This window comes from Roseobacter weihaiensis, assembly GCF_020622345.1.
Taxonomy (GTDB): domain Bacteria; phylum Pseudomonadota; class Alphaproteobacteria; order Rhodobacterales; family Rhodobacteraceae; genus Roseobacter; species Roseobacter weihaiensis.
Genome location: NZ_JACNMO010000014.1, coordinates 16435 through 42730, shown reverse-complemented (window position 1 = coordinate 42730; position 26296 = coordinate 16435). Strand labels below are relative to the sequence as shown.

24 protein-coding genes and 2 pseudogenes are annotated in these 26296 nt (G+C 57.1%); 13 read left to right on the top strand and 13 right to left on the bottom strand.

Annotation, left to right across the window (positions count from 1 at the left end; all coding sequences use genetic code 11):
• Window positions 1-68: 68 nt before the first annotated feature.
• Window positions 69-704 carry a peroxiredoxin gene (locus H7847_RS15565; protein ID WP_227270403.1) on the bottom strand — a complete coding sequence of 212 codons (636 nt, stop codon included), beginning with the start codon at window positions 702-704 and terminating at the stop codon, window positions 69-71.
• 124 nt (window positions 705-828) lie between these two features.
• Here H7847_RS15565 and H7847_RS15560 point away from each other — a divergent pair, with 124 nt between their 5' ends.
• From H7847_RS15560 to H7847_RS15530, 7 genes and pseudogenes are all read left to right on the top strand, one after another.
• Window positions 829-1299 carry an Rrf2 family transcriptional regulator gene (locus H7847_RS15560; protein WP_227270402.1) on the top strand — a complete coding sequence of 157 codons (471 nt, stop codon included), beginning with the start codon at window positions 829-831 and terminating at the stop codon, window positions 1297-1299.
• Window positions 1296-1961 (top strand): Crp/Fnr family transcriptional regulator, encoded by a 666-nt coding sequence (locus H7847_RS15555; RefSeq protein WP_227270401.1) that lies wholly within the window; start codon window positions 1296-1298, stop codon window positions 1959-1961. The genes H7847_RS15560 and H7847_RS15555 overlap by 4 nt, the downstream gene beginning before the upstream one ends.
• Before the next feature lie 97 nt (window positions 1962-2058).
• Window positions 2059-2271 carry a YgaP family membrane protein gene (locus H7847_RS15550; RefSeq protein WP_227270400.1) on the top strand — a complete coding sequence of 71 codons (213 nt, stop codon included), beginning with the start codon at window positions 2059-2061 and terminating at the stop codon, window positions 2269-2271.
• Window positions 2272-2274: 3 nt separating this feature from the next.
• The gene (locus H7847_RS15545) at window positions 2275-2706 is read left to right on the top strand and encodes a YeeE/YedE family protein (protein WP_227270399.1); all 432 of its coding nucleotides are present in this window, start codon (window positions 2275-2277) and stop codon (window positions 2704-2706) included.
• A 3-nt stretch (window positions 2707-2709) separates the two neighbouring features.
• Complete coding sequence (locus H7847_RS15540) at window positions 2710-3141, top strand: DUF6691 family protein (protein WP_227270398.1); 432 nt, start codon at window positions 2710-2712, stop codon at window positions 3139-3141.
• A 30-nt stretch (window positions 3142-3171) separates the two neighbouring features.
• Window positions 3172-3711 (top strand): annotated as a pseudogene (locus H7847_RS15535) (MBL fold metallo-hydrolase); the annotation flags it as partial.
• Between the two features lie 73 nt (window positions 3712-3784).
• Complete coding sequence (locus H7847_RS15530) at window positions 3785-6019, top strand: methyl-accepting chemotaxis protein (RefSeq protein WP_227270397.1); 2235 nt, start codon at window positions 3785-3787, stop codon at window positions 6017-6019.
• Between the two features lie 524 nt (window positions 6020-6543).
• Here the strand turns inward: H7847_RS15530 and H7847_RS15525 are convergent.
• The 7 genes and pseudogenes from H7847_RS15525 to H7847_RS15495 form a co-directional block, all read right to left on the bottom strand.
• Window positions 6544-7572, bottom strand: a complete 1029-nt coding sequence (locus H7847_RS15525; protein WP_227270396.1) for an ABC transporter ATP-binding protein — start codon at window positions 7570-7572, stop codon at window positions 6544-6546.
• Complete coding sequence (locus H7847_RS15520; RefSeq protein ID WP_319799774.1) at window positions 7572-8828, bottom strand: MGH1-like glycoside hydrolase domain-containing protein; 1257 nt, start codon at window positions 8826-8828, stop codon at window positions 7572-7574. The genes H7847_RS15525 and H7847_RS15520 overlap by 1 nt, the downstream gene beginning before the upstream one ends.
• A gap of 2 nt (window positions 8829-8830) precedes the next feature.
• Window positions 8831-10039, bottom strand: coding sequence for a carbohydrate ABC transporter permease (locus tag H7847_RS15515; RefSeq protein WP_227270394.1), 1209 nt, complete (start codon window positions 10037-10039; stop codon window positions 8831-8833).
• Window positions 10036-11280, bottom strand: a complete 1245-nt coding sequence (locus H7847_RS15510; protein ID WP_227270393.1) for a carbohydrate ABC transporter permease — start codon at window positions 11278-11280, stop codon at window positions 10036-10038. Before H7847_RS15510 ends, H7847_RS15515 begins: the two co-directional genes overlap by 4 nt.
• Window positions 11281-11366: 86 nt before the next feature.
• Complete coding sequence (locus H7847_RS15505; protein WP_227270392.1) at window positions 11367-12719, bottom strand: ABC transporter substrate-binding protein; 1353 nt, start codon at window positions 12717-12719, stop codon at window positions 11367-11369.
• A gap of 34 nt (window positions 12720-12753) precedes the next feature.
• Entirely contained in the window at window positions 12754-13821 is a 1068-nt protein-coding gene (locus H7847_RS15500; protein WP_227270391.1) for a LacI family DNA-binding transcriptional regulator, read from the bottom strand.
• 519 nt (window positions 13822-14340) lie between these two features.
• Window positions 14341-14607 (bottom strand): annotated as a pseudogene (locus tag H7847_RS15495) (IS110 family transposase); the annotation flags it as partial.
• A gap of 46 nt (window positions 14608-14653) precedes the next feature.
• Between H7847_RS15495 and H7847_RS15490 the strand changes: the two are divergent.
• The 5 genes from H7847_RS15490 (at window position 14654) to H7847_RS27185 (ending at window position 19331) form a co-directional block, all read left to right on the top strand.
• The gene (locus tag H7847_RS15490) at window positions 14654-15304 is read left to right on the top strand and encodes a lysophospholipid acyltransferase family protein (RefSeq protein ID WP_227270390.1); all 651 of its coding nucleotides are present in this window, start codon (window positions 14654-14656) and stop codon (window positions 15302-15304) included.
• A complete protein-coding gene (locus tag H7847_RS15485; protein WP_227270389.1) occupies window positions 15301-16236 on the top strand; it encodes a phosphatidate cytidylyltransferase in 936 nt (311 codons plus the stop codon). The genes H7847_RS15490 and H7847_RS15485 overlap by 4 nt, the downstream gene beginning before the upstream one ends.
• Window positions 16237-16595: 359 nt before the next feature.
• On the top strand, window positions 16596-17240 hold the full coding sequence (locus H7847_RS15480) for a CDP-alcohol phosphatidyltransferase family protein (RefSeq protein ID WP_227270388.1): 645 nt from the start codon (window positions 16596-16598) through the stop codon (window positions 17238-17240).
• A 621-nt stretch (window positions 17241-17861) separates the two neighbouring features.
• Entirely contained in the window at window positions 17862-18803 is a 942-nt protein-coding gene (locus H7847_RS15475; RefSeq protein WP_227270387.1) for a hypothetical protein, read from the top strand.
• Window positions 18804-19049: 246 nt separating this feature from the next.
• Window positions 19050-19331 carry a hypothetical protein gene (locus H7847_RS27185; protein ID WP_227270481.1) on the top strand — a complete coding sequence of 94 codons (282 nt, stop codon included), beginning with the start codon at window positions 19050-19052 and terminating at the stop codon, window positions 19329-19331.
• 415 nt (window positions 19332-19746) lie between these two features.
• Here the strand turns inward: H7847_RS27185 and H7847_RS15465 are convergent, their stop codons facing one another.
• The 5 genes from H7847_RS15465 to dctP form a co-directional block, all read right to left on the bottom strand.
• Window positions 19747-21264, bottom strand: coding sequence for a malonate--CoA ligase (locus H7847_RS15465; RefSeq protein WP_227270386.1), 1518 nt, complete (start codon window positions 21262-21264; stop codon window positions 19747-19749).
• A 10-nt stretch (window positions 21265-21274) separates the two neighbouring features.
• On the bottom strand, window positions 21275-22513 hold the full coding sequence (locus H7847_RS15460) for a malonyl-CoA decarboxylase (protein ID WP_227270385.1): 1239 nt from the start codon (window positions 22511-22513) through the stop codon (window positions 21275-21277).
• Complete coding sequence (locus tag H7847_RS15455) at window positions 22510-23826, bottom strand: TRAP transporter large permease (protein ID WP_227270384.1); 1317 nt, start codon at window positions 23824-23826, stop codon at window positions 22510-22512. Before H7847_RS15455 ends, H7847_RS15460 begins: the two co-directional genes overlap by 4 nt.
• Window positions 23826-24374 (bottom strand): TRAP transporter small permease, encoded by a 549-nt coding sequence (locus H7847_RS15450; RefSeq protein ID WP_227270383.1) that lies wholly within the window; start codon window positions 24372-24374, stop codon window positions 23826-23828. The genes H7847_RS15455 and H7847_RS15450 overlap by 1 nt, the downstream gene beginning before the upstream one ends.
• Window positions 24375-24450: 76 nt before the next feature.
• The gene (gene dctP, locus H7847_RS15445) at window positions 24451-25440 is read right to left on the bottom strand and encodes a TRAP transporter substrate-binding protein DctP (protein ID WP_227270480.1); all 990 of its coding nucleotides are present in this window, start codon (window positions 25438-25440) and stop codon (window positions 24451-24453) included.
• Between the two features lie 141 nt (window positions 25441-25581).
• Here dctP and H7847_RS15440 point away from each other — a divergent pair, with 141 nt between their 5' ends.
• Window positions 25582-26229 carry a GntR family transcriptional regulator gene (locus H7847_RS15440; protein ID WP_227270382.1) on the top strand — a complete coding sequence of 216 codons (648 nt, stop codon included), beginning with the start codon at window positions 25582-25584 and terminating at the stop codon, window positions 26227-26229.
• Window positions 26230-26296 lie beyond the last annotated feature (67 nt).

The window sequence follows — 26296 nt, the reverse complement described above, 5'->3', positions numbered from 1 at the left end:
CTCTTGGTCCCTCTGTCGGTCGGCAAGACGCCCCGGACACCGGCAGTGGCCGGGGCGGGTCTGATGATTCAGGCGGCGTCGATATCGACGGTGCGCAGGTAAGGGCGGGTCGTCTCGAACCCTTTCGGGAACTGCGCGGCCGCATCGGCGTCCGACACCGATGGCGGAATGATTGCGCGGTCTCCGGGCCGCCAGTCCGCGGGCAGCGCGACCCTCTTTCGGGCGCTGATCTGAAGCGCATCGATGACCCGCAGGATCTCGTCAAAGTTGCGACCGACAGTCATCGGATAGGTCATCGACAGGCGCAGCTTCTTGTCGCTGTCTATGATGAAGACCGCGCGCACTGCGGCAGTCACGGATTCGCCGGGGTGGATCATCTCGTAGAGTTTCGCGATCCGGCAATCCGGATCAGCGACAATGGGAAAACGCAGCGTTGTGCTCCGGGTGTCGTTCACATCCTCACCCCACTTGAGGTGCTCGCCCACGTCATCGGTCGACAACCCAATCGGCTTTACACAGCGTTCGGCGAATTCTTCAGCCAGCTGCGCTGTACGGCCCATTTCGGTGGTGCAGACGGGCGTGAAATCAACCGGATGGCTGAAAAAGAAAGCCCATTTCTCGCCGATCCAGTCGTGGAACGTGATTGGGCCAAGCGTTGTGTCAGCAGAAAAGTCGGGAACCGTATCTCCAAGAAGCAAAGTCATCGCAATCTCCTCTGTCTGGTCTTTCACGGAAGACCTATGACGGGAAATTTGCACATTCAGTGACAATGTCACTTAACTTGTCAAAAGTTATAAATTTGATAGATATTTAAGGAAGAGGTGATCTATGAAGCTGACATCGTATTCGAATTATGCGCTCAGATCGCTGCAATTGGCCGCCCTGAAGGCTCCCGATCTGATCCGCGTGGACGACGTCGTACAGGTACATGGCGTCGCACGACCGCATATCGTGAAGATCGTGCATGAGCTTGGGCGCGCGGGTTATCTGGAAACGCAGCGCGGGCGTGGCGGTGGATTTCGACTGGCAAGACCAGCCGCTGATATCGTGGTCGGGGACGTGGTCAGGCTGACCGAAGGGCCGCTTGACCTGGTTGAGTGCTTCAACCCCAAGGTGAACACCTGTCCCTTGATCGGGATCTGCAAGTTGTCGCGCGCGTTGCAGAAGGCGGCGCGTGCTTTCATGGCGGTTCTGGATGATCTGACGCTCGCAGATATTGCAGCGAACAGGGGTGAGCTTCTGGCGCGGATCACGCCACTGGAGGAGGGCATTGTCGCACCGATGCGCAAGGCGCGATGAAGACCTTCGACTGGACAGAGCGGTTCGAGGGCACACGCGCGCTGCCACGCGCAGTGCGTGACCGGCTGATCCAGGTCGCCCGCGTGATCCATCTGAAGAAGGGAGCGCAGGTCTTCGGCCCGACGAATATCCCCGATAGCCTCTTCTTTCTTTACGATGGCCGGATACGCGTGTCGCAAACATCAGACAACGGTCGTGAAATCGTGCTTTACCGCGTCGATGCCGGGGAAAGCTGTGTGCTCACAACAGCCTGCATGCTGGCCGAAGAAGCTTACAACGCCGAAGGCATTGCGGAAACCGACATCAAGGTAGTTGTTCTGCCCAAGCCTGCTTTTGATCAGCTTGCCGCAGAAGAAGATGCTTTCCGCAACTTTGTCTTTGCGGCCTATTCACGCCGTTTGATCGACCTGCTGCGTGTTGTTGATGATGTCGCGTTTGGCCGGATTGACGTGCGCCTGACAGAGCGGCTTTTGGCTCTGGCGGGAGACGACCAGGAGATCTCAGCGACGCATCAGCAATTGGCCTGCGAGCTGGGCACGGCCCGTGAAGTCATTTCGCGGGTTTTGCAGGATTTCCAGAAGCGCGAGATGATTGCGCAGTCGCGCGGTCGTATTGCGCTGCTGAACAAGCCCGCATTGATGGATCTCGCAACCAGCGACTGACAAATCTATTCGGATTTTTCGACTTCGGTGACAATGTCACTGAAAGCGCCAAGTCAAACTTATATCTAACCTCTAGCTTTAATGACTGGAGGGTATCATGTCGACCAATGTTGGAACACTTGACCGGGTCTTGCGTGCGGCCCTTGGGCTGGGTCTCCTATATCTTGCCTTTCTCAGCGGCCTGCCTGCGTTCGAGGGCGCGATGCTGAAATACGGTGCGGCCCTCGTTGGGGTCGTGATGCTGGTCGTTGCCGCCACCCGCGTCTGTCCGATCTATGCGATCCTTGGTTTCAAGACCTGCCGGACCTGATCCATGGAAACAGATTTCACACCCTTTGCCTCTTTCGGCGGTGGCTTGGTGATCGGACTGGGGGCCGTCTTTCTGATGCTGGGCCTTGGCCGCATCCTCGGCGCGACAGGCATCATGTCCGGCCTTGTTTTCGCGGACAACAAGGAAGAAGCGGCTTGGCGTCTGGCGATGGTGGTTGGCATGGTCATGGCTCCGGGCCTGATCTTTGGTCTCACCGGCACGATGCCCGCGGTAGATGTGCCGGTCAGCCCCACGATGATCGTCATCGGCGGCGTGATCGTGGGCTTTGGTGCCAGCCTCGGATCAGGTTGTACCTCCGGCCATGGGGTATGCGGTTTGTCGCGCCTGTCGGTTCGGTCGCTGGCCGCTGTGCCGACGTTTATGGTCACGGCCGCACTCACCGTTTTCCTGATCCGTCATGTCTTCGGAGGGTAGCCTATGAAACTTGTCTATGCGCTTTTCACCGGACTGATCTTTGGCATCGGTATCGCCCTGTCTGGCATGATGAACCCGGCCAAGGTGCTGAACTTCTTTGACGTCGCAGGGACCTGGGATCCAAGCCTTGCCTTTGTGATGGGGGGTGCCTTGGTCATCACCTTCGTCGGTTATCGGCTTGTCTGGCGCAGGAATGCACCGCTGTTCGGTGACCGGTTCCAAGTCCCGACCTCAACAAAGATCGACGGAAGCCTCATTGGCGGTTCCGCCCTGTTTGGCATTGGATGGGGCATCGCGGGGTTCTGCCCCGGTGCGGCCTTGCCGGCCTTGGGGACCGGCCGGTGGGAGGTGGTGTTGTTCATCGTCGCTGTCGTTGTCGGTTTCGTTCTGCGCCGCCTTTTGGCCAAAATCAGTCGCGCAGGTGCCGCAGCCTGATACATGCGGACCCAGGAAATGGAGTAAAACATGACAGCCTATCCCGTGAACATGGACATCAAACCGGATGTGCAGGCCTTCTTCGATGAGGTGACAAACACGATCAGCTATCTTGTGAAAGATCCGGCCTCCGACGCCTGTGCCATTGTCGATAGCGTTATGGATATCGACTATGCCGCAGGCCGTATCACCTATGACCATGCGGATGAACTGATCCGCCAGATCGAGACGCAGGATCTGACACTGGAGTGGATTATCGAGACCCACGTCCACGCCGACCACCTCAGTGCCGCGCCCTATATCCAGCAAAAGCTGGGGGGCAGGATCGGCATCGGGTCCAGGATCATGGTGGTGCAGGATACCTTCGGAAAGGTCTTCAACGAAGGCACCGAATTCCAGCGTGACGGCAGCCAGTTCGATGCGCTGTTTTAGGATGGTGACATCTATCAGATCGGGAATATTTCAGCCTTTGCCATCTACACGCCCGGTTACACGCCAGCCTGCATGGTCCATGTGATGGGCGACGCGGCTTTCGTCGGCGATACGCTCTTCATGCCCGATGGCGGCTCTAACAGTAAATTAAGACAGGGAACTATAAGATAGCCTGGGTTATGCTGCCAAAGAAGCTTGAGGTTTAAGTGAAATGTCCCTGAAATTGAAGATCATCTTGGCCATCGTGATGGCTTCCGGATTTGCGGCCATTGTTGCTGTCGCACCAATGCTGATCGGGAGTAGAGATCTCGTCTCTGAAGGCAGCGATAGAGAGCTGGCACAATTCGAAAACGAGCTTAGTCGGGTCATCGAAGCCAGAATTGACCGGGCAAGCAGCTTGGCCGCAATGATTGCCGGTATCCCGGAAGCGGCCGCAGCACTGGCCGCAAACGATCGTGCGACTTTGGACAGCTTGTTCGTTCCCGGTTTTGCGAACATGAAAGCCAAGCATGGCATTGCGCAGTTTCAATTTCACACCCCGGAGGCGCTCTCCGCGTTCCGCGTCCACAGGCCAGAGAAGTTCGGGGACGATCTTTCCGATTTCCGAAACACCGTGGTTGAAGCAAATCGCACGCAAACGTCTGTTGCTGGCATCGAACGCGGCAGGGCCGGCTTGGGCATCCGGGGAATAAGTGCCGTTTCCCATGATGGTGCGCATGTCGGGACGGTGGAGATCGGGTTGCGGTTGGACGAGCCGGTATTCCAGTCCCTCGTTGAAGGCTCTGACAGGCAGGTAGAGTTTTACACGCTGCCTGATCTTGGAATTGGAGCATTTTCAGCAGATGACGACAGCATTCAGCGTGTCGCGTCAACATTTGAAAGCGACCCGCTGTTGTCAGCGGAGAACGTCGTTCAGGCTGCTCAGAAGGCGTATCGCCCGACAGATGTGGAAATTGGCGGCGCGACTTACAGGACATCCATCGCAGTCATCAACGACTTTGCGGGAAATCAGGTCGGTGTCGCGCATATCATGGTTCCTCTTATCGGATACAATCAGTTGTCGACCCGCATGAATACCATGGCGATGCTTGCAGGAGCGGTGGCGCTTCTACTGGGCGCGGTCGCAGCCTGGCTGTTTGGTGGACGTATCTCACGGGCGCTGGAGGATCTGGTGAAAAAGATGCGCAACATGGCCAATGGTGATGTTGATGTCGATTTCATCACTGCAGGAGCTTCAAAAGGTGAAATCGGTGAGATGGCGCAGGCTTTGGAGGTCTTTCGGGAGGGCCTGATCGACAAGAAACGTTTGGAAGAGGAGGAAGCCGCGGCGCGTTTGGCCGCAGAAGAGCAAGAGCGGGAGCAGAGAAAAGCTGAAGAGCGTCGTAGAGTTGAGGCCGAAGAGCGCGAGAAAAAAGAACGGGATCGTGAACGTGCTGAGATCGCCGAGCGTGAAGAGATGCGCCGCAAAGCCGATGAAGAAAGTGCGGCACGTGAAGAAGATCAAAACCGCGTTGTTAGCTCTCTGGCGAATGGCCTCAAATTGCTGGCTTCAGGCGATCTGCGTACCACCATAGACGAAACCTTTAGCGAGGGATATGAACAGCTTCGGAAGGACTTCAATGAGACGGCCCGGAAGCTTGCTGCCTCGATGCGCTCCATTGCGGGGACAAGTGAAACCATTGCAGGTGGGTCAGAAGAGATTGCGAATTCGGCAAACAGCCTCTCCAGCCGGACGGAAAAGACTGCAGCAACCCTTGAGGAAACTGCTGCGGCGCTAAATGAGCTGACGGTTTCAGTCACGTCAGCGGCTGAGGGTGCACGAAAAGTCGATGACATTGCTCGCACTACAAAATCAAACGCCGAAGCGAGTTCCAAAGTTGTTGAAGAAACTGTCGCAGCCATGGATTTGATTGATGAATTTTCCTCCAAGATTTCAAGCATCACGAAAGTGATTGAGGACATTGCTTTTCAAACAAACCTTCTGGCGCTTAATGCCGGTGTGGAGGCGGCAAGAGCGGGCGCAGCAGGTCAGGGCTTTTCTGTTGTCGCATCAGAAGTACGCGCTTTGGCGCAAAGATCTTCAGAAGCTGCGTCTGAAATCAATACACTGATATCCGCGTCCGGAGATCATGTAAAACGTGGCGTAAGCCTTGTTGGTGATACCGGAGAAGCACTGACTTCGATTTTAACGCAGATCAGTGAGATATCTTCGCAAATGAGTGAAATAGCACTATCCGCGAATGAACAGTCCAGCGGCATTAGTGAGATAAATACGGCAATCTCACAGATCGATCAGGCGACCCAACAGAACGCGGCCATGTTCGAAGAGATGTTCGCGGCGAGCACTGTACTTGCACAAGCAGCAATCAGCCTCAATTCAGACATAGGCAGTTTCCAAATCCCGAACCACTCCGGCGAGGCCACTCAGAAAGCACAGGCTGCGTGATGCTGTTCTGCTCAGCTTAGCCCAGGCTGTCGCATTGAGCCGAGAGCACTGTTTTAATCGAGTTGTAGGGAGACCAGGAGCTGTCAGGCAACCGATAGCGGAACAGGGCCTGCAACGTGCAGGCATCATAGCTTCGAATTTGCTGTGCAATGACTGTGCTGCGGCGGGATTTCCACAACAGAATTTGGGGCGGTCCAGACATCTAGGTGTCGCTTACGACTGCGGGCGGAAAACTACGCTTGCGTACCCGAAGAGGAGATATCCGGTAGGGTAGAATCGCGCCATTCCCACAAAGGGCGCGTTCAACAAAAACGGAGTGATATGAGGCTTGCCGCCCATAGTTCACTTTGGCGTCGCATCGGGTTGCCATGATGCAGCTTTTCCATACGCCTTTTTTTGCCAAACGAACAGAAGTGCCATCGAAATGGTAGCGCCAAAAAAGCGCCTTTCGCCCGGGCGCAATCATTGCTTTCAGGGCACCCCTCGTGCAACCGGGAATGACTGTCCCTACGCAGCTCAACCGGTCAACTGGAGTGAACGCTGAGGGAAAGCCCCTTGGCATCAAAAACATGCATGTGCTCGTCTTCAAAGCGGAGACCAACCGCATCGCCGGGTCTCAGGGACGTGCTTCCGCTGACGCGTACCGTTAACTGTCCTATCGCGCCACAAGACACGATGACAAAGGTATCGGCGCCGAGGTATTCCAAGACATCGACAATACCATCAATCCTGCCCGTACCGGCATCGACCAAGGTGATATGTTCCGGGCGGACCCCGAAGGCTGATGCCCTTGGCGGCAAATCAACCTGCGGCGCGGCTGCGGCGTCAACGACATTCATACGAGGCGACCCGATGAACTGGGCGACAAATAGGTTTGCAGGCTTCTCATAAAGCTGCCTCGGGCTGCCAACCTGCGCGACCTTGCCGAATTCCAACACGACGATGCGGTCCGCAAGCGTCATGGCCTCGACCTGATCGTGGGTCACATAGATCATCGTCGATTTGAGGGTTTGATGCAGCTTGGCGATTTCATAACGCATTTCTACCCGCAATGCCGCGTCCAGGTTCGAGAGCGGTTCATCAAAAAGGAACGCCGTTGGATCACGCACAATCGACCGCCCGATGGCGACACGCTGGCGCTGGCCGCCGGAGAGGTCCTTGGGGCGACGATCCATATAGGCATCGAGTTTCAGCACACGTGCGGCTTCGCCGACCTTGGCGTCAATCTCCGTCTTCGGAAGTCCGGCCGACTTCAGAGGAAAGCCGACATTGTCGCGGACAGACATATGCGGGTAGAGCGCGTAGGACTGGAACACCATCGCAAGCCCACGTTTGCTGGGCGGTTCCGCAGTTGCATCGCGGTCTCCGATGAGGATCTGCCCACGAGAGGTCTCCTCCAGACCTGCAATCATCCGCAACAATGTGGATTTGCCGCAGCCGGACGGGCCGACAAAAATGACGAATTCGCCCTCTTCAATGGCAAGATCCACGCCCTTGATGACCTGAGCGTCGCCAAACCATTTTTCGACGGCCTTGAGCGTAATTGACGGCATCAGGCGGCCCCCCGGACTTCTCTTGCATCACGACCCGCCCAGGTCAGCCAGATGGCGGCTGTCCAGGTGAAATCGCTGCCGCCGCAGGGTGTTGCATCATGCGGGTCGAAGTATTCTGCAAACCCGCCTTTGGCGATGGCCTCAGCCGTTTCGCGGCGCAAACGCGCATCAAGGTCGTGGCGGCCCATGTCGCGAAATCCGACCGCGATCAGCGCGTTCAGGAACGGCCACGATGGACCGCGCCAATAGCGGCGGGCGTCAAAGATATCGGCTTGCGGATCCGCAGAGGGTATCCCGTACGTCACAGCATCCCACACACGCATCAGGTGCGCGTCCAACGCCGGCGTCCCGGCATCGGCCAGATATGCCAGGAGCGCGCCGGACCCCAAAACCCCCGCGAAGGCTCCGTCGCGCAGGTTGCGTGCATCATAAGCGCCGAGGGCGGGGTTCCATATCTCCGGCAAGGCAGCGCGCAGGGTTTCCGCCCAAGCCACAATCTCGCCGGTGTCTTCACCGAGGGCCCGACCCAGAACGATCAGGTCTTCATGTGCCCGCAACAGGATAAAGGTGATCCCCGGATCCGCCATCAGGAAGGGGCCCTCCGAGACGATCCGCTTTTGATCCCAGCCGACGCTTACGCCAAACTGGACCATCGCAATGTAGCGATCGTATTGCTCCTTTCGGGGCCGCATCGCGGGATCGACATGGCCGGTATCCCGCCGCGTATAAGATCCGACCTTGGACCCATCGACCCCCTGCATGCCGATATCCCAGTCCGGGCAGTTGTCGCGGCCGCTTTCCCATGGATGGATAATCGCCGCGGGCCCGTACACACATCTTACCTCATGCCACCACCTGTGCCATGCAACGAGCTTGGGATAGATCGCAGCCAGCCTTTCGCGGCCCGCCTCCTTGTCCAACTCCCAGACCAACCGTGCCATGGTCGCAGCCACGGGAGGTTGCGAAATGCCCGAGGTTGCGGGGCTTTGCCCGGTCGACCAGACGTCGGGGCCCGGAAAGTAACTTGGGTCGGGTTCGTGAAAGATGATGTGAGGCACCATGCCGGTCTCCCATTGGCTGGCCAGCAGGGTATCAAACTCGTCCCACGCCCGCGGGATATCGAACGTCGCGAAGCCCCATGCCGCAAAAGCGCTGTCCCAATTCCATTGATAGGGATAAAGCCCGTGTGTCGGCAGCGTATAGCCACCCTTGTCATTCTGGCGCAGGATCTGGCGCGCCCTTTCGTTCAGATCCATCTTCATCCCTTCACTGATCCGGCGGTCAGGCCCTTTGTCATGAAACGTTCCAGTCCCAGGAACAACGCCATGATCGGCACCGTCGCGATCACAGAACCTGCCATCAGGTGTTGTCTGGGGATTTCTGAGGAGTTGAGCGCGGCAATGCCGCGCGTGAGTGTGAATTTCGCCGGGTCGTCGAGCAGCATGAAGGCCAGGAGGAACTCGTTCCACGCGATCATAAAGACATAGAGCGAGACCGAGGCCAACGCTGGAAGCGACAAGGGCAAAGTGATCTTCCAGATCACCGCCAGCCGAGACAGCCCGTCCATCAATCCGGCCTCTTCGACTTCGCCAGGTAAGCCGCGAAAATAGCCTTGCAGCATGTAGAGCGCCACCGGGATTGTCGTGACCGGATAGATCATCACGATGCCCCAGAACGAATTCCGCAATCCGGTCATCGAAAACGCGATGTAGATCGGCAGGGCCAGCACGATCATCGGCACCATGTAAATCAACAGGATCGACCGGGAGAATGCCGCTTGCCCCCGGAAACGCAGGCGCGCGATGGCATAGGCCCCCGGGATCGCGAAGACGAGTGTGATAAAGACGGTCAGCACTGATATGAAGAACGAGTTGAGCAGGTAAGTGCCGAAATTAAACTGGGTGAACAACTCATTGTAGGATCGGAAGAGCTCTGCCCCACGCCCGACATCGACGGAGAAGTCGAGCGGGTTCTGCATCAATTCTGACTGGTTCTTCAAGCTGGTCATCACCATCACATAAAACGGGATCAGCACGATCGCAGTGAAGAAGATATAGCCAAACCCGGTCAGGAACCGGATCACAGCGCCTTCAAATTCATGGCGCGTCAGCACACCGGGTACGACCTCATCCAGAATGGGTGCAAGCGACATCGCAAACGCGGCGGCAAGTGCAACCGCCCCGAAAAGACGCGCTGCCAAGCCTGCGTCGCTGCCCGACAGCATCGGTCCGATACCTGCAAGCCCCAAGACAGCGACCAGCACAGCGATGCCGATTTGCACCAGCTTGACGCCGCCGGCGAACACCATCGCCCCTCCGGCCAGTGCTCCCCAGGCAAGCGACAAAAGAATACCGGGGCGAAACGGATCACCGGTGGCAAACGACATGCACACCGCAACTGTCACGGACAGAACGACCATCCACAAGGCCCCGAGAACCGGGCCGGTGAGATATCCCCGTCGGATCATAAACCTTCCTCCTGGCTGATGTATTTCAGGAAGAAGATAGAAAACGTCAGGAGACATCCGAAGATGACAACCGCAACAGCGGCACCTGCGCCGATGTTCGAGATTGCAAAGGCCTGTTCATAGACATTGACTGTCAGTGTCCGCGTGCCCGCATTGCCGCCTGTCAGCAGGAAGATGTCGTCGAATTTGTTGAACGTCCAAATGAAGCGCAGCAGGAACAGGACGCTGAGGATGCCCAACAGTTGCGGCACACTGAGATACCAGAATTGCTGAAATGGGGAGGCCCCATCCATATCCGCCGCCTCATACATGTCGCCATCAATGCTTTGCATGCGCGCGAGGATAAAGAGGAAGGACAGCGGGAAGTAACGCCAGATCTCAAAGACGGTGACCATAATAAGGGCCAGTGGCCGTTCACCGAAAAAGTTGATGGCTTGCTGGGTGACGCCCATCTGGATGAGCAGCGCATTGGCAGATCCGGAGAACGGATCAAAAAGGATCAGCCAGGCAAAGGCCACCGCAATTACCGGGGCGACATAGGGGAAGAGGTAGAGGCCACGCAGGATGCCCTGCCCCTTGAAGGATTTATTGAGCAGCAGGGCCGCGAAGAGACCGACAAGCAGCGCGCCGATGGTGCCAAAAACCGTGTAGAACAGCGTAACCCAGAGCACCTCCATGAATTCGTCACCGTTGAAGATCCGGGCAAAGTTGTCCAGCGTGAAGGTGCTGTTGGTCAGCACATTTGACGAAGTTCCAGTCGTCGTGGCCGGGCTGTCTTGAGGGCGCAAACCGTTGTCGAGATAGGCTTTCTCGACCTCGACAGGGATGGTCAATGTCTCTCGCGTTCCGGGCGCCCAATCCCCCAGATCGCAGTCCAGGGCCCGGCCCGATTGCACACAGCGTTCATCAAGTTCCAGAACGACAAGCCCCTCGGGGATGATGTCTGACATTGTAACGCCTGTGATCGGTTGTTCCTGAGAGGAATTGCGCAGGCGGTAGCGGATCGTCGGAATGTCCCCCACGGCTGCGGCATCGCCGCGAATGTCCTCGCGCAGCACGACCTCGGGCGCGCGCAAATCGCCAAGTTCTACAGGTTTGAAAGAGATCCAGAAGATCGCGAGCAATGGCAGGATCACGACCATTGCAACCGCTGCAAGGGTGGGAAACAGCAAACCCCAGGCCAGTCGCGCTTCGCGTTTGGCCAAAGGTCCGGTTCCGACAGGTGGCCGAAGCTCTGCCATGGGGCCCCTCCTGCAATGGTGGTTTCTACTGGCGTTGTTGCGCAGAAAGGGGTGCCCGCGTCAGACACCCCTTTGGTTATCAGGACCTACTGGACAGCAGCGATGGCACTGTTGAGTTCCGCGACGGTTGCAGAGGCATCCCGCTCCCCGTCAATAAACTCGCGGACCAGACGGTTGATCACCTGGCTGTTGATGATTGCGGAAGCGGCCGACAGCTGACCTTCGGCGACGCCCCAGCGTTTCGCCACATCGAGCCCGCCCACGATTTCATCGATCATGGCAGCGTCATACAAATCGCCCAGCGGCGCTTTGCGGTCGACGCCCACGTCCAGCGTGGCCCATAGATCTGCAAACTCTGTCGGGTTATCCGCCGTTCCGCGCCGCACGGGAAACTTGCCTTCGGGCGCAATCGCCAGTGTGGATGCATAGCCTTCGTTCAGCGAGTACTCGACAAACTCCATCGCCGCATCTGTCGCCGCGTCAGACGTGATCCCGAAGTAGCGGACGTCTCCCCATGCCGCCCCATCCGGGTTGGATGGGCCTGCGAAATTGGTCACGATACCTGTCGCAGCCGCCAAATCTGTTGAGGTCGGATCATCGTTGATTGTGGGCGGGGCGCTGTCCCGCAGACCAGCCAATTCATCGAGGATGAAAGGCGACCAGATGATCATCGCCGCATTACCGCTGAAGTAAAGCGTGCGAGACTGATCCCAGTACAAATCACCCGGTGGCGAGGCCTCCGCAATCGCTTTGTAGAATTCAAGCACTTCGACGGTTGCCGCTTCATCCAGTTCTTGCACGCCATCAGGCCCAACGGGCGAGACACCGTTCGCGAGGAACACATGCTCCAGAACCTGGCTCATGAAATTCTCGTCAATCTTGGTCGCTGCAACGAACCCATACATTTCAGGCGGGTTGTGCAGCGCTTCCACAGCGGCAAGAACATTCGCGTAGGAATTGGGGGGCTCCAACCCTTTCTCCGCAAAGAGATCGGCGCGGTAGACAAGCATCTGGGTCCAGCCATCCACGGGCACCGACGCATAGCCGTCTGCCGTGGCCGCCATGGCAAGGGCGCCCGGCGCGAAGGTGTCAGCGCCCAGCGCCTCAACAACGTCTGTGGCGGCGTCGGTATCAAGAATACCTGCTTCGGCCCAAGGCGCTGCATACTGAAGCGTATGATAGATGACATCCGGCAAATCGCCCGCAGCGAAAGCGGCCGTGGCACGGGTGCCAAGATCGTTCTCAGAGACCGGGATCACCTCCACCGTGTGACCCGTCGCAGCCGCGAAATCAGCCGCCATGGCTTCTTGGCGCGCAAGGCGCTCGGGCTGCTCTTCCGTTGTCCAGAACCGCAGCTCTTCCGCTGAAACCACCGATGCTGACAGGGCAAGCGCCATAGCCACGCTTGTCCGCATGAGTTTTTTTACATTTACTTTCATTGTCTTACTCCCACTTTAACTTGTGATCCTGCGTTCATTGCGTGTGTCTTGCGGGCCCCGTTGACCCACGCTCCGAGAAGGTCGCTGCAGCGGTTTCTCGGAGCGCCTCTGCCGGTTCGCCGCGAACACGGCGGATAAGCAGAGTGGCGAGCCTGACACCCGCCTCACGGTTATCCACTGAAAAAGTCGTCAGAGGCGGTCGGGCATGCGCCCCCTCCTGACTGCCGTCATAGGCGATCACAGAAAGATCGGACCCGATTTGCAGGCCCCGGTCAGCCGCAACCCGGTAAACGCCCAAGGCGACCCGGTCGACGGCACAAACAATTGCCGTGGGCGGATTTGCCAAATCAAGAAGCTGTGCGCCCTTAAAGACCCCATAATCAAAGGTCACGGCATTTTCGAGAACCAGCTCCGGTGCGACAGCTAAGCCTGCCTTTGCCATGCCCCGCATAAAACCTTTGCGCCGCAATCCGGCATAACTGTAGATCAGCCCGCCATTGATAAACCCGATACGACGATGCCCAAGGCCTGCAAGGTGCAGCACAGCGTCACGCATTGCATCTTCACCGCGGACATCAAACCAGGCACATCCGGCAGCGTTGTCCTGTCGCCCATACAAAACGAAGGGGACGTTGGCGTCGCGGAACATGTTAACCCGCAGATCGTCCACCATCACCCTTGGCAGTACGAAACCGTCAGCTTTCCCGTCCCGCAACAGATTCCGGAACGTTTCAATCAGGTGTGTGTCGTTATCCGCCGAGGCAACTGTTAGCGTGTGGTTCTCCATGCTGGCGCCTGCAGACAGACCTGCAAGAAATTCCGCCAGAAAAGGTCGTTGCGCATCATGGTCTGAAAGTTGCAGGACAAGTCCAAGCGACCGCGTGCGCCCCGTCTTGATTGCCTGGGCATGACTGAGCGGTTGGTAGTTGAGTTTCTCTGCCATCCGTTTGACGCGAAGCCGCGTCGCCGCAGAGATGTCCGGATAGCCGTTCAGCGCGCGCGAAACTGTGGATTTGGTTAATCCCAACGCGTCAGCCATGTCGCAAATCGTAACCCGCATCGCGACCCGATCATTCGATAATGGTTCAGCATTTGCAGTCAAGAGTCTCTCCCTAAGCCTTACGCTGATGACCGAAACCGGTTTTGGCAAGACCTAATTTCACTGCAGTCTTCCAGTTGGTATCGGGCACTTGCCAAGTGCCTGTGCTGTTCCAGCACAACAGAAGTTGTTGCTGATGCCGGTTCCAACGGGTTTGACTTGGCCTGCACGGCCCATTCGGTCCTCCTTGACCTTGCCGCTGATTTACGCACCGCGAGCGTAACCCCAGCAAGGCCACGACCCGCGGTCAGCCAACAGGCCGTGTGTGGACGCCCCGGTGAATGCAAGAAGTTTTTGGCGTGTATGAGCATGTGGTCAGGTGCTGTCGTGTGTTGGGCCTCTGAATGTGGCTCAAACACGCCACGGGCCCGTATGGAGATGCGCGGATCAGGTCCAACTCGGATACGCGCGCTCAAAGGCGCACGGCCTGCAGCCTGGTTTTCCCGATCCCGTCTCGTTGACCGTTTGTCCCTACTTTACCTCTGTCCTTCTCACATGACCGGCAAAAGCCACCCCGAGGGGTCAGACAAGTGCCGGATTCTTGTAGTTCTCGTTCTTCGTCATCAAAGCCCAGGCGGTTCGAGCCATCTTGTTGGCCAAAGCTACGGCTACGAGCATCCTTGGTTTGCGGGCCAGCATCTGCCCGAGCCAACCGTCCTGATCCGTGCCCTGCCGAATAGCCCAGCGTGCGACAGACGCTGCACCAATGATAAGAAGGCGTCGCAGGTCACGCTGGCCCATCTTCGATGTGCGCCCGATGCGCTCTTTGCCATCCGCCGAGGTTTGTTTGGTGGAAGCCTTTTCTTCGCCGCACCACGTAGTTAGCATAGGCACCATGACGTCTGGCACTCCCTTTCCGACCCGCGTTGCGGCGCGCTTTCTGGCCAGCTCAATCGAACTATTCGCGCGTCTCATCACCGCTGTCCGCGCCGAGTGGCAAGGTGTGGAACCGGTGCCCGGGCAGCGGGTCTACTATGCCAATCATGCCAGCAACGGCGATTTTGTCCTGATCTGGGCCGTTTTGCCACGCCGCCTGCGGGATCGTGTGCGACCTGTGGCAGGGGCTGATTACTGGCTGGCAACCAAGCTCAAGAGCTTCATCGGTCGACATGTCTTCAACGCTGTACTGATCGACCGCACTGGTAGTAGCCCGAAGGAAGCTCCGGTGGCACAGATGGCCGAGGCGCTCGACGAGGGATCGTCGCTTATCATCTTTCCGGAAGGTACGCGCAACCTGACCGATGAGAGGCTTTTGCCCTTCAAGACGGGGCTCTACCATTTGGCACGCGCGCGTCCCGAGGTCGATTTTGTGCCTGTCTGGATCGAGAACCTCAATCGTGTGATGCCCAAGGGCGAAGTGGTACCTGTGCCGCTTCTGTGCAAGGTGACCTTCGGGGCGCCACAGCGGCTTGACGGGGATGCCAAAGACGCCTTTCTGGATCGGACACGCAACGCGCTTCTCGAATTGTCGCGAGACGATGTATGATCCCGGATCTGGTCACTCTTCTCCTCGGGATCGTGGCATTGCTGGTTGCGGCGAGCCTGATTGGTAGCCTTCTGGAGAGGGCGTATTCCCCGAACGGCGAAAACGCGGCGATCGAGAACCTGACGGCCCGCATCCGCGCATGGTGGGGCATGGTGATCCTGATCAGCATCGCGTTTCTGGCGGGCCGCACCGGTGTCGTGATCCTTTTTGCGCTGTGCAGCTTTGCCGCCCTGCGGGAATTCGTCACCCTGACTAATGCGCGCCGGGCGGATCACTGGACCCTCGTCCTCAGCTTTTTCGTCGCGATCCCGTTCCAGTACTGGCTGGTTTGGGCCGGGGAATACGGGATCTACTCGATCTTCATACCGGTTTACTGTTTCCTACTGGCGCCAATCATCTCCGCCTTGCGCGGTGAGGCCGAGGATTTCCTGATACGGGTGGCCGAGGTGCAATGGGCCCTCATGATCTGCGTCTTCTGCGCCAGCCACGTCCCGGCACTCCTGACCCTGGAAATTGATGGCTTTGAAGGCCGCGGTGTGCTGCTGATCGCCTTCCTGATCGTCGTTGTGCAGCTTTCGGATGTGTTGCAATACGTCTGGGGCAAACTGATCGGGCGACACAAGATCGCGCCGCGCCTGTCGCCGTCTAAAACGGTTGAAGGGTTTGTCGGTGGCGTGGCATCGGCCACGCTGATCGGGGCGTCGCTCTACTGGATCACCCCCTTTACGCCGGTGCAGGCGGGGATCATGGCCCTTGTGATCGCGCTTATGGGTTTTCTCGGTGGCCTTGTGATGTCAGCAATCAAGCGCGACCGGGGGGTGAAGGATTGGGGGCATGCGATTGCCGGGCATGGAGGCTTTATCGACCGGCTCGATTCCGTCGTGTTCTCCGCGCCGATCTTCTTTCACCTGACGCGATACTGGTGGACATGATCCGCCTTCTGGCCGCGCAGACCTGGCCTCATGTTGCCATGGGAGCGGCACTGATGGGCAGTTGGGCCATCTTCGCGAACCGTGCACACCCGATGGCGGAAAGCTTGCAGGCCGGCGTGCTGCAAGGGCTGCTGTCGGGCATTCTGACAGCCTGCTCAAGACGATCGCAGACCGCCTGCGCAGAAGCCTGCCACACTGGGCGCTGGCAGCCGGCGCGTCGCTTTTGTTTTCCGCCACGGTCTTGGTTGTGATACATGCAGCGGCTGGTACGCCGGAGCGCACCGCAACGGTGGCCGTTCCCCTTCTGGTGTCGAGGGTCTACATCTTCACCTACTGCTATCTCAGACAGAGGTCTTCTGATGGTTGAGCTCAAAAACCGCCGCCCCCTCAACAGTCGCAGTACAGGGTGGGCGCAGGTCATCACACGTCGGCTGGCAGACGCGAATGTCACACCCAACCAGATCTCGGCGGCGAGCGTCGTCTTCGCTGCACTATCGGGACTGTGTTTTGCCGGTGTCGCCTGGTCGGAGGGGGCGCTGCGCATCGCCTTTCTTGTTGCTGCCGGTCTCTTCGTCCAGCTGCGGTTGTTGTGCAATCTTTTCGACGGCATGGTCGCAGTGGAAGCAGGTCAGGCAACCGCCACTGGCCCGTTCTGGAACGAAGTGCCGGATCGGCCGGCTGATATTCTGATTTTGGTCGGCGTTGGCATTGGAGCGGGTGCGCCCACGGTGGGCTGGGCTGCTGCTGTTCTGGCGGTATTTATCGCCTATCTGCGGGCCTTTGGGGTGTCACTCGGCCAGAACGCCGACTATGCAGGACCCATGGCCAAGCAGCATCGCATGGCAGCCGTCACCTTCGCTGCTGTCACCGGTGCGGTTCTATCGGTGTGGGTTGACGCGATGTTGATCCTGCATTTGACGCTTTGGGTCGTTATCCTCGGCGAAATTCTTACCGTTTTTCGCCGCGCATGGCGGATTTACACGAGACTGCTGCGCGGAAGCTGAACCGTGATCTCGTCGGACTTTAGATTCCGATGCTCCCGACCCTGTCGCCCCTTCTTCGACCTGCTTGGAGGATGAAGGCTTTGTATGTGCTCGTGAACTTTGATGTTTTCATGCGTTTCCGCCCCTTTCCAGCCGAAAAAACTAACGGAAAACGCTGACCGGGAACAAGGACGTTTTCTGGGACCGGATCAAAGTTAGGCGGCGAAGTGAGGGCAAATCGGCTCTTATCTATTTGAACGGATTGATCTTCTCCTTTGTGGAACGTTGCGTACATTTGCCTCGGCGCAGCGGTTTTTTTTCTGAATCCAGCCGCGCGTGTCTGTCAGTCAATACTGGCCCAAACGTCAGGCGTTTCTGACCCAGACCGGCTCATCATCGCGGGATGTATAAAAGCGGCAGAACAGGGCAAAGCGCTACTTCGCTGCGGCTATGCCAACGACCGCGTCGCATCAACCTCGTGAATTCGAAAAATGCCGATCAGCTTTGGTCGTGTCTCTTGAAAAAGCGAACAACAGAAAGATCTTGAAGTAGAGGGGTTCATTCATTCTTAGTACTTGCTCGGCTACCTTCCATAGGGGTGCAGTCCGGTTTTCAAAAGCCGACCATCATAAGAGGTGTGTTATGCAGGTTAATCAGTCAGTAAATTCTTATGCGGTGTCGCTTTTCCAAGGGGCGGCCAAAGCTCACCAATCTGCTTTTCCCGCCAGGCCCGCCAGCTATTTTACACCTGCGACACAGACGGATATGATCGGCACCTATTCTGACCCGCGCATGGCGCAGGCCGCTCCAGTGGCGTTGTCGGAGTCCACTCAGAGAATTCTCGACAATATCCGATCTCTTATCGGCAATGAGTTGAAAACCATCAACACAACCTACCGTCAGATGGCCGAAGAGGACATCGGGCGCCCGCTGCCGCAGAGCGTCAAGCACAGCGATTTCACGATCGGGGAAAGGATGAGCCTTTCCAAGGAAACACGGAGCGCTGAAAATTTTAAAACCAGCTTTGCTGTTCGGTCAGAGTTTGCCACCCTGGACCCGTCCAACCTGAAAGGCAGTTCGTTCCTGATCGGTGAGAAGTTCCTTGAGATGACGGATGCGGAGCTTGCGGAATACGCCATCAACAACCTAGTCGAGGGTCAGGTGAAGTCGACACAACGGGCAATCGAAATGTCGCAGAGTGATGAGTTTGCAAAGCTATCTGATGGCACGAAAAAGCCCACGGGTCCTGTCGCGAAAATGACCGATGAAGAGGTGGAAACCATGCGCAGCGATCTGCTGGCCAAGTGGACGGATGCGTATAATCGCGGAGAAATCGAGCTGAACCTTCAGGTTTTCGCCAGCGTGCACGCTTTCAATTATGACAAGATCTATAAAACTCTTGATCTAGGCACCGGAGATACCAGCGTGAATGCTCAGAATGCCGTTACTTTTGATAAAGCCTGGGAGTTCAGTGAAGCACGGAAAGCATCAATGGAAAGGTCGCTTACCGGGATCGGGGGATCGCAGTTCTTGGACAGGCTTGGCGATTATGCTGAGGAATACCTGAAAGACGCGACCTCCTGAAGTATGCGCTCCCAGGAGGGTTCGTTCGACAGTCGAAGCGAACACCCGCACAAAACTTAGGATCGGTAAAAATGGGCTCTTTCTCAGCATGCGCCGCGCTTTTTGCGAAGGTCTGGTCTGGCACGAGTTGACCTTCGCTGCAGAGTGAATGTCATCGGCGTACTGCTTTACGGCCCTGGGCCCGACTGCTGGGGAAACAAGATGCCGCGATAAGGACAATCGTGCGCGGCAACGAGAACGACGTTTCTGATCTCTTGCTCGATGCCCAACGACTCTGAAGCCACGCTCGAAGTAGCGGAACTTGCCCATCAAAGAGGGCCTCAGATCCGTTGCATCACGGATCGACCTACCGGTTCGCTGACGACGTTTTCCAATGTAGTGTTCTACGCAAATGCCACGAGGAAATCTGTTCCAACTACAGCAACATCAACAATAGCAATTACCAAAGGGATCATCGCGGCAGTCGCCAATCGTCGCGAAAAGGGCCTCGATCTACGCAGAACTCTCGATGCTCGGCACAAGCCGTGAGGTTAGCAGGGACTGTTGCGTTGCGTTTTCCAGCTGCCCTCTCCGGAATGGAATTGCCAGAGTGCCATACCACATCTCGTGTTCACGAGGGGTGATGCAACAGTTCCTTTCGTTTTTCAGGCCTTGGTAGGTATAGTGAGCGAAGATCCTGAACTATTTTGCGGTTTTCATCATTTGTCTTCCTCCCTGTCTGACGTCGCAGCATTGTCATGGCCTGCGTCGTCTTTATCGTTGCTGAACGACCAGAACTCGATGGGTTGGTCGTGTTCATTGCGCAAAGCGGGCTGGTCTTCGGGTTGGGAACTGGGATCGTGCGTGATCTCGTTTGACAGGAAAGCGTGACCCTTTTCGGTCAGGGTCAGCTTGGGATTTGCTCCACACCATCTATCACCGGCAACGTGGCAAGGATCGCACGCTAAGCGTGCAGAAACATGTCTTTGTAGTGTTCACGAAGTTCCTTCTTTTGAACCTTGCCCATCGTGTTTCGCGGCAGTTCAGGCAGAACAACGAGCCTTTGGGGATGCTTGAACTTTGCCAGTGACCCACCGATATTTGCCTTGATCGCATCCAGATCGAGGATGGCCTGCCGCTCCGCGACTAATATGCCGAGAACGGTTTCGCCAAAGTCCGGATGTGGCACGCCAATGACCGCGCTTTCCAAAACGCCCGGCTGCGCATCAAGCAGCAGCTCGATTTCCTTGGGGTAGATGTTGTAGCCCCCTGAAATGATAAGATCCTTGTTCCGCCCGACGATACTGAGGTAGCCATCTTCGTCAATCTGCCCAAGATCTCCGGTGATGAAGAACCCGTTCTCCCGCAATTCCTCGGCCGTCTTTTCCGGCATCTGCCAGTAGCCCTTGAAGACATTGGGACCCCTGACCTCGATCTCACCAATCTCGCCCTGAGGCAGGCTTTCTCCGGTTCGGCTGTCGGTGATCTTGATTTCGACGCCCGGCAACGGAAAGCCCACCGTGCCGGCACGGCGTTCTCCGTCATAGGGGTTCGAGGTGTTCATGTTGGTTTCTGTCATGCCGTAACGTTCAAGGATGCGGTGGCCGGTACGCTCTTCGAACTGGAGATGCGTTTCAGCAAGCAGCGGCGCGCTGCCGGACACAAACAGACGCATGTGCCGGGTCAATTGTTTCGTAAAGCGCGCGTCCCCCAGAAGCCGCGTGTAGAACGTGGGCACGCCCATCATCGTGGTGGCCTGCGCCATGAGTTCCAGCATCACATCCAGATCAAACCGGGGTAGGAACAAGATCTTGCTGCCTGCCAGAAGCGCGATGTTTGTCGCAACGAACAGACCGTGTGTATGGAAGATGGGCAGCGCGTGCAAAAGCGCATCGTCGGCCGTGAACCGCCATTCCTCTGTCAAGGTCAGGCAGTTTGACAGAAGATTGCCCTGGGTCAGCATCGCCCCCTTGGAGCGCCCTGTTGTTCCAGACGTGTAAAGAAAGGCGGCCAGATCATCTACGCTGCGGTCAACCGTGGGAAACGCAGCGGGCATTTTATCGGCCTGCATGGCAAAACTGCCACTACCATCTGCGTTTAAGGTCTCAAGCCTCGCGCCACAGGCGGCGGCAACCGGGGCCAGCGCATCAGAACGCTTGGCATCGCACAGGATCACGCGGGCCCCGCTGTTTTCAGCGAAATATGAAACTTCGTCCGCGGTGTAGGCCGTGTTCAATGGCAAAAAAACAAAGCCCGCCTGCACGCATGCGGCATAGACCGCCAGGGCCTGGGGCGACTTTTCGATTTGGACCGCAACGCGATCTCCGGGTCTCACACCCCATTCGGTGAACAGATGCGCATATTGCGCTGACATTTGAAGATAGGTGTCATGGGTCACAACCGAACCATCTGCCATTTGCAGGAACGGCGTCGTCTTGCCTTTATGTTGACCAAAGAGGGTATCGTAAAGAGGATTTGGCATCTTCAAACTCCTAGGCGTTTTGCAGCACCGACGCGCTGAGAGCCTTAACCGCGTCTGATGCGACGACCGTCTTTTCGCCCACAAAACGTTCGTGATTTTGCGAAATCTGGGTCAGGTCATAGAGATAGTTGACCATCGTTCCGTTGGATTGCCTGCGCCCGTTCTCCGATACATCCGCGTCCGTGTGGACCGCGTGAACCAGGGCCCCGTTGCCAAGATGAAACCGCGCAACGGGATCATAGGGCATACCATCTGACCGCTTTGCCTCCAAAAGGTAATGCGCCGCTAAGGCCTGATCGTCCGCGGATTTCAAAGCCTCGGGCCCGGTTCCATCAAGCCAGCGGTTGAGACCCGGGATCGGCGACAATGTCACGAAGGTCTCGAGCCCCGGCAGATCTTTCGACAGATCTGACACAACTTGCTTTATAAGCGAATTACCGAATGACATCCCGGCCAACCCGGCTTGGCAGTTGGAGATCGAATAGAACACGGCAGTGTCGGCCTCTTCGGCCTCGATGGCCCTGCGATCATCTGCCAGCAGGCCTTGTACCGAAGTCGGGATGCCTTGGGTCAAGGCGACTTCAACGAAGATCAGCGGCTCGTCAGCCATTGCCGGATGAAAAAAGCCAAAGCACCGCCGGTCACCTGGCTTCAGACGCCGCCTGAGGTCATCCCAGCTGTCGATGGCGTGCACCGCCTCATAGGCAATGATCTTTTCGAGGATATCTGCAGGGCTTTCCCAGTTGATGGGACGCAAGACCAAAAAGCCACGATTGAACCAGGATGAGAACAGGTGTTTAAAATCCACATCCAGCGGTTCAAGGTCCGGTCGTTCTTTCATTTTGCCCAAGAGATCCTTGCGCATCGATACAAGCTGTCCGGTCGCACCGGGCACTTGGTTCAGACGTCGGGCGAGCTCCTGGCGTCGCGGCTCACAGGCAGCGGCGAATGCGCGGTACGAAGCTTTGCCGGGGTTGTCCCGGTAGGCCTGGAGTGTTGTAAGGACGACATCCGGATCGATTTCCAGCTCGTGCGTCATAAATTCGAAGAACGCCGTCTTCTCCTCCGCATCCATGCCGGCATAGCGATCCAGGATGTTGCGTGCCAGGGTGCCCCCGGACACTTCGCCGTGGCTGCTCAAGAGAGCTTCGCACAGGTCCGACGTTGTTCTGCCGTCGACTTCATCCGACAACGCCTTGCGATAGCGGCGCTCGAATACGGTCGAGATCAGTTCACCGAAGTAGCTCATATCGCCTCCCCCATGACAGCGTCCGGCAACCAGGTCGCCAGACCAGGAAAGAAGCAAAGCAGGATGATTGCAATGACCATACAGGCGACAAATGGCAGTGAGCCCTTGAGGATCGTCTTGAGCGATATGTCCGGCGCAATACCATTGATCACGTAGAGGTTCAAACCCACGGGCGGTGAAATCAAACCAATTTCCATGTTGATCGTCAGGACGACGGCAAACCAGATCGGATCAAACCCGGCCGTCGTTATGATCGGCAGCAGGATCGGCGCGGCCATCAGGATCACCGCAACAGGGGGCAGAAAGAAACCGGCAACCAGCAGGAACAACATGACAAAGCCCATGAGCACCCAGCGGTTCACATCCAGCGTGCCGATCCATTCGGCAATGGCCTGCGTGATGAAAAGGCTCGACAGCATGTAGGAGAACACACCTGCAGCGCCAATGATGAACAGGATCATCACGCTCTCTTTTGTGCTGTCGCGCAGCACCATCCAGAGATCTTTCGGGTTCCAGAGCCTGTAGATGATGACCGCGATCAACAGACACAAAAGCGCACCGACAGCGGCTGTCTCGGACGGTGTCGCGATACCGCCATACATGGCGTAAAGCACACCGATGATAATGGCGATGAACGGCAGGACGCGGGGCAGGATTTCGAATTTTTCCTTCCAGCTATAGACCCGCGATGACAGCAAGTTCTGATCGCCGGATTTCCAGGTGGAATAGAGCGACCAAACCATAAACAGCCCGACCAAGAGCAGGCCCGGGATCACACCCGCCAGGAACAGCCGACCGATCGAGGTCTCTGTCGCGATGCCGTAAACGATCATCGTCACCGACGGCGGGATGAGAATGCCCAATGTGCCGCCCGCGGCGATGGAGCCTGCTGCAACCCCATCGGGGTATCCGCGTTTGCGCATTTCGGGAATACCCATCTTGCCGATGGCTGCACAGGTTGCGGGACTTGACCCGGACATGGCCGAGAACAGCGCACAGGCCCCCAGATTGGAGATCACCAGGCCCCCAGGCACCCGCGTCAACCACCGCTCCAACGCCTCGTAAAGGTCAGCGCCCGCCCGGGTCGACGCGATGGACGCGCCCATGATGATGAACATGGGGATCGAAAGCAGCGCGAAGTTGTCGAGCTTGCCGAAAAGAATTTCAGGCAACAGCTCAAGCGAACGCATGCCGTCAAAGATCAGCAGGAACCCCGTCGAGACGATCATCAGCCCTAACGCAACTGACACGCCCGAAAACAGAACAAGTATGGTGGCAACAGCGACGATTGCGCCTAGCAGCAACGGATCCATTACACATCCTCCAGGCCAAAGGGGGCGTCGACTTTCAGGATAACGGCGACCAGGTCAGCAACCAGTTGCAACAGAAAAAGCCCAAACCCAACCGGGAGTGCGAGATAGGGGATCCACAGCCGAACGCCCCAGACCGTGTCAGATTTCCAGTTGCGCTCATATGTCAGATGCCAATGCTCATAGCCGTAGAAAAGCAGCACCGCGACCATCGCAATCGACAGCGAAAGCGTCAGAAGGCACATGTAATATCGCGCCTTTTTGGGCAGGGACAGCGGGATAAGATCCACATTGACATGCCCCCGCAGCCTTTGCACATAAGGCAGTCCGACCAGGGTTGCCGCGATCGCAAGATAGACCACCGCTTCGGTCTGCCAGATTGTGGATTGATTCAGAACAAACCGCACAAAGATCATTTGGCAGGTGATTGCAACGGCAGCGACGATCATGGCCGCGGAGCACCATCCGGCGAGCGTTGAGAGTGCCGCAACACCGCGCAAAAAGAGATTGTTTCCCGTGCGCGACGCAACAGCTGAGCTTTGGCCAGCCATGTCAGCTTTCCTTCCAAGGTCTTGATTCATTTGGGAGAGGTGGGCGGCTGCACCTTCGGCAGCCGCCCCGCAGCGATTATTCGACTGCCAGCGCCATATCCAGCAATGCCTGGCCGTCCGGCACGTCCTCCACGAACAATTTGTAGGACGTGTCTTGGGCCAGCGCGCGCCACTTTGCAAAGTCTTCAGGAGACATTTGCGCAATCTCGACACCCGCTTCTTCGAACACGGCAACGGAAGCGGCGTCCTGCTTCTTTGCTTCTGCAAGGTAATATGCCTCGGCCTTTTCAGATGCGGCCAGGAGTGCCTCTTGCTGCTCGGCTGTCAGCCCTTCGAACGTCGACTTGTTCATGAGTAGCGGCTGGTACATGAACCACAGCGCCACGTCTTCGGTCGCAGGTGTGTAGCAAGACACCTGTTCGTAGATGCGATATGATACGAAGGAAGACGAGGACGTGTTCGCAGCGTTCAGAATCCCGGTTTGCATCGCGTTGTAGATTTCTGACGACGCCATCGATGTGATGGACGCATCAGCGCCGGCCAACATCTGCTCGAACGCTTTACCGGCAGCGCGGGTCTGCAAGCCCGCAACATCTTCGGGCTTTGTGATACATTTGTCTTTGCCGACAAATCCGCCGGCCAGATAGCCATGAACAAGCACCATCACGTCGTCTTCGGCCATCTTCTCTTCAAGCGCTTGCATGTAGGGTGAGTTGCTCAGCCGCGCTGCGTGGTCATGGTTCTTTACCAGGCCCGGCATCAGGGTGAGGTTGAATGCTGGTTGCTGGCCACCTGCATAGCTGAGCGGCAGAACGGTCATATCCAACTGACCACGGCTGAGCGGGCGGTACTGCTCGCGCGGTTTAAAGAGAGATTTCGAGGCAAAAATCTTGATCTCCAGATCAACGTCTGCTTCGGCAACACCATCTGCCACGATTTGAGCGACCTGATGGCGGATGTCCTGGTTCGACCACTGATGCGACAGGCGAAGCTCTGTGGCGGTTGCGGCAGATGCCAGGCCCAGTGTCGCGACCATTGCGACGGTCGTTAGAAACTTTGTTTTCATGGTTTCCTCCCATTTGTGCGCCGCCTCTTCTCTGGTGCGGCAATACGCCATACTTACCTTCACTGCATCCATAGTCAATATTTTTGTATACAAGATATTAAATCTTGCGTTTTTATAAAGCTCCATAGTATCCATACTTGCATGGAACTGAAGCGCGCAGAACAAATCGCCGACACGCTGGAGCAACTTGTATTCCAAGGGGAATATGTGGACGGCCAGCGACTTGATGAGATCAAGCTGGCAGAGCATTTCAACGTTTCTCGAACCCCAATTCGAGAGGCTCTACAAAGGCTTGTCTTGTCTGGAATGGCCAAACAGATACCGCGCCGCGGCGTTTTCGTGCGACAACCTGGACCGGTGGAATTGCTTGAAATGTTCGAAACCATGGCGGAACTGGAGGCTGCGTGTGGTCGCTTTGCAGCCGCACGGATGACTGACGCCGGTCTGGAACGGCTCGCGGCCGCAAACGAACGGTGTAAAATCGCGATCCAAAACGAAGACGCGGGAGAATACTACGTGGAAAACGAAACTTTCCACCGGGAGATTTATCGCGGTGCAACCAACTCCTACTTGCAGAACGAAGCCTTGCGCCTCCAGAATCGGCTGAAGCCCTATCGCCGCGTTCAGTTGCGCTTTCGAGGGCGTATGGCACAATCGCTCGCTGAACACGAAACGATCATTCAGGCACTCCGAGTCGGCGATGCCGAGCTTGCGGCGAGTGCTCTTCGCGGTCACGTCACAGTGCAGGGCGAAAAATTCCAGCAGTTGATAGCCGGTCTGAAGAATTAGAGAGCAATCCAATTGGACCCGGTCGTGCGTCAGGTTGCGCCTGCAGGCCGCCGCCCCTGTCGAATTG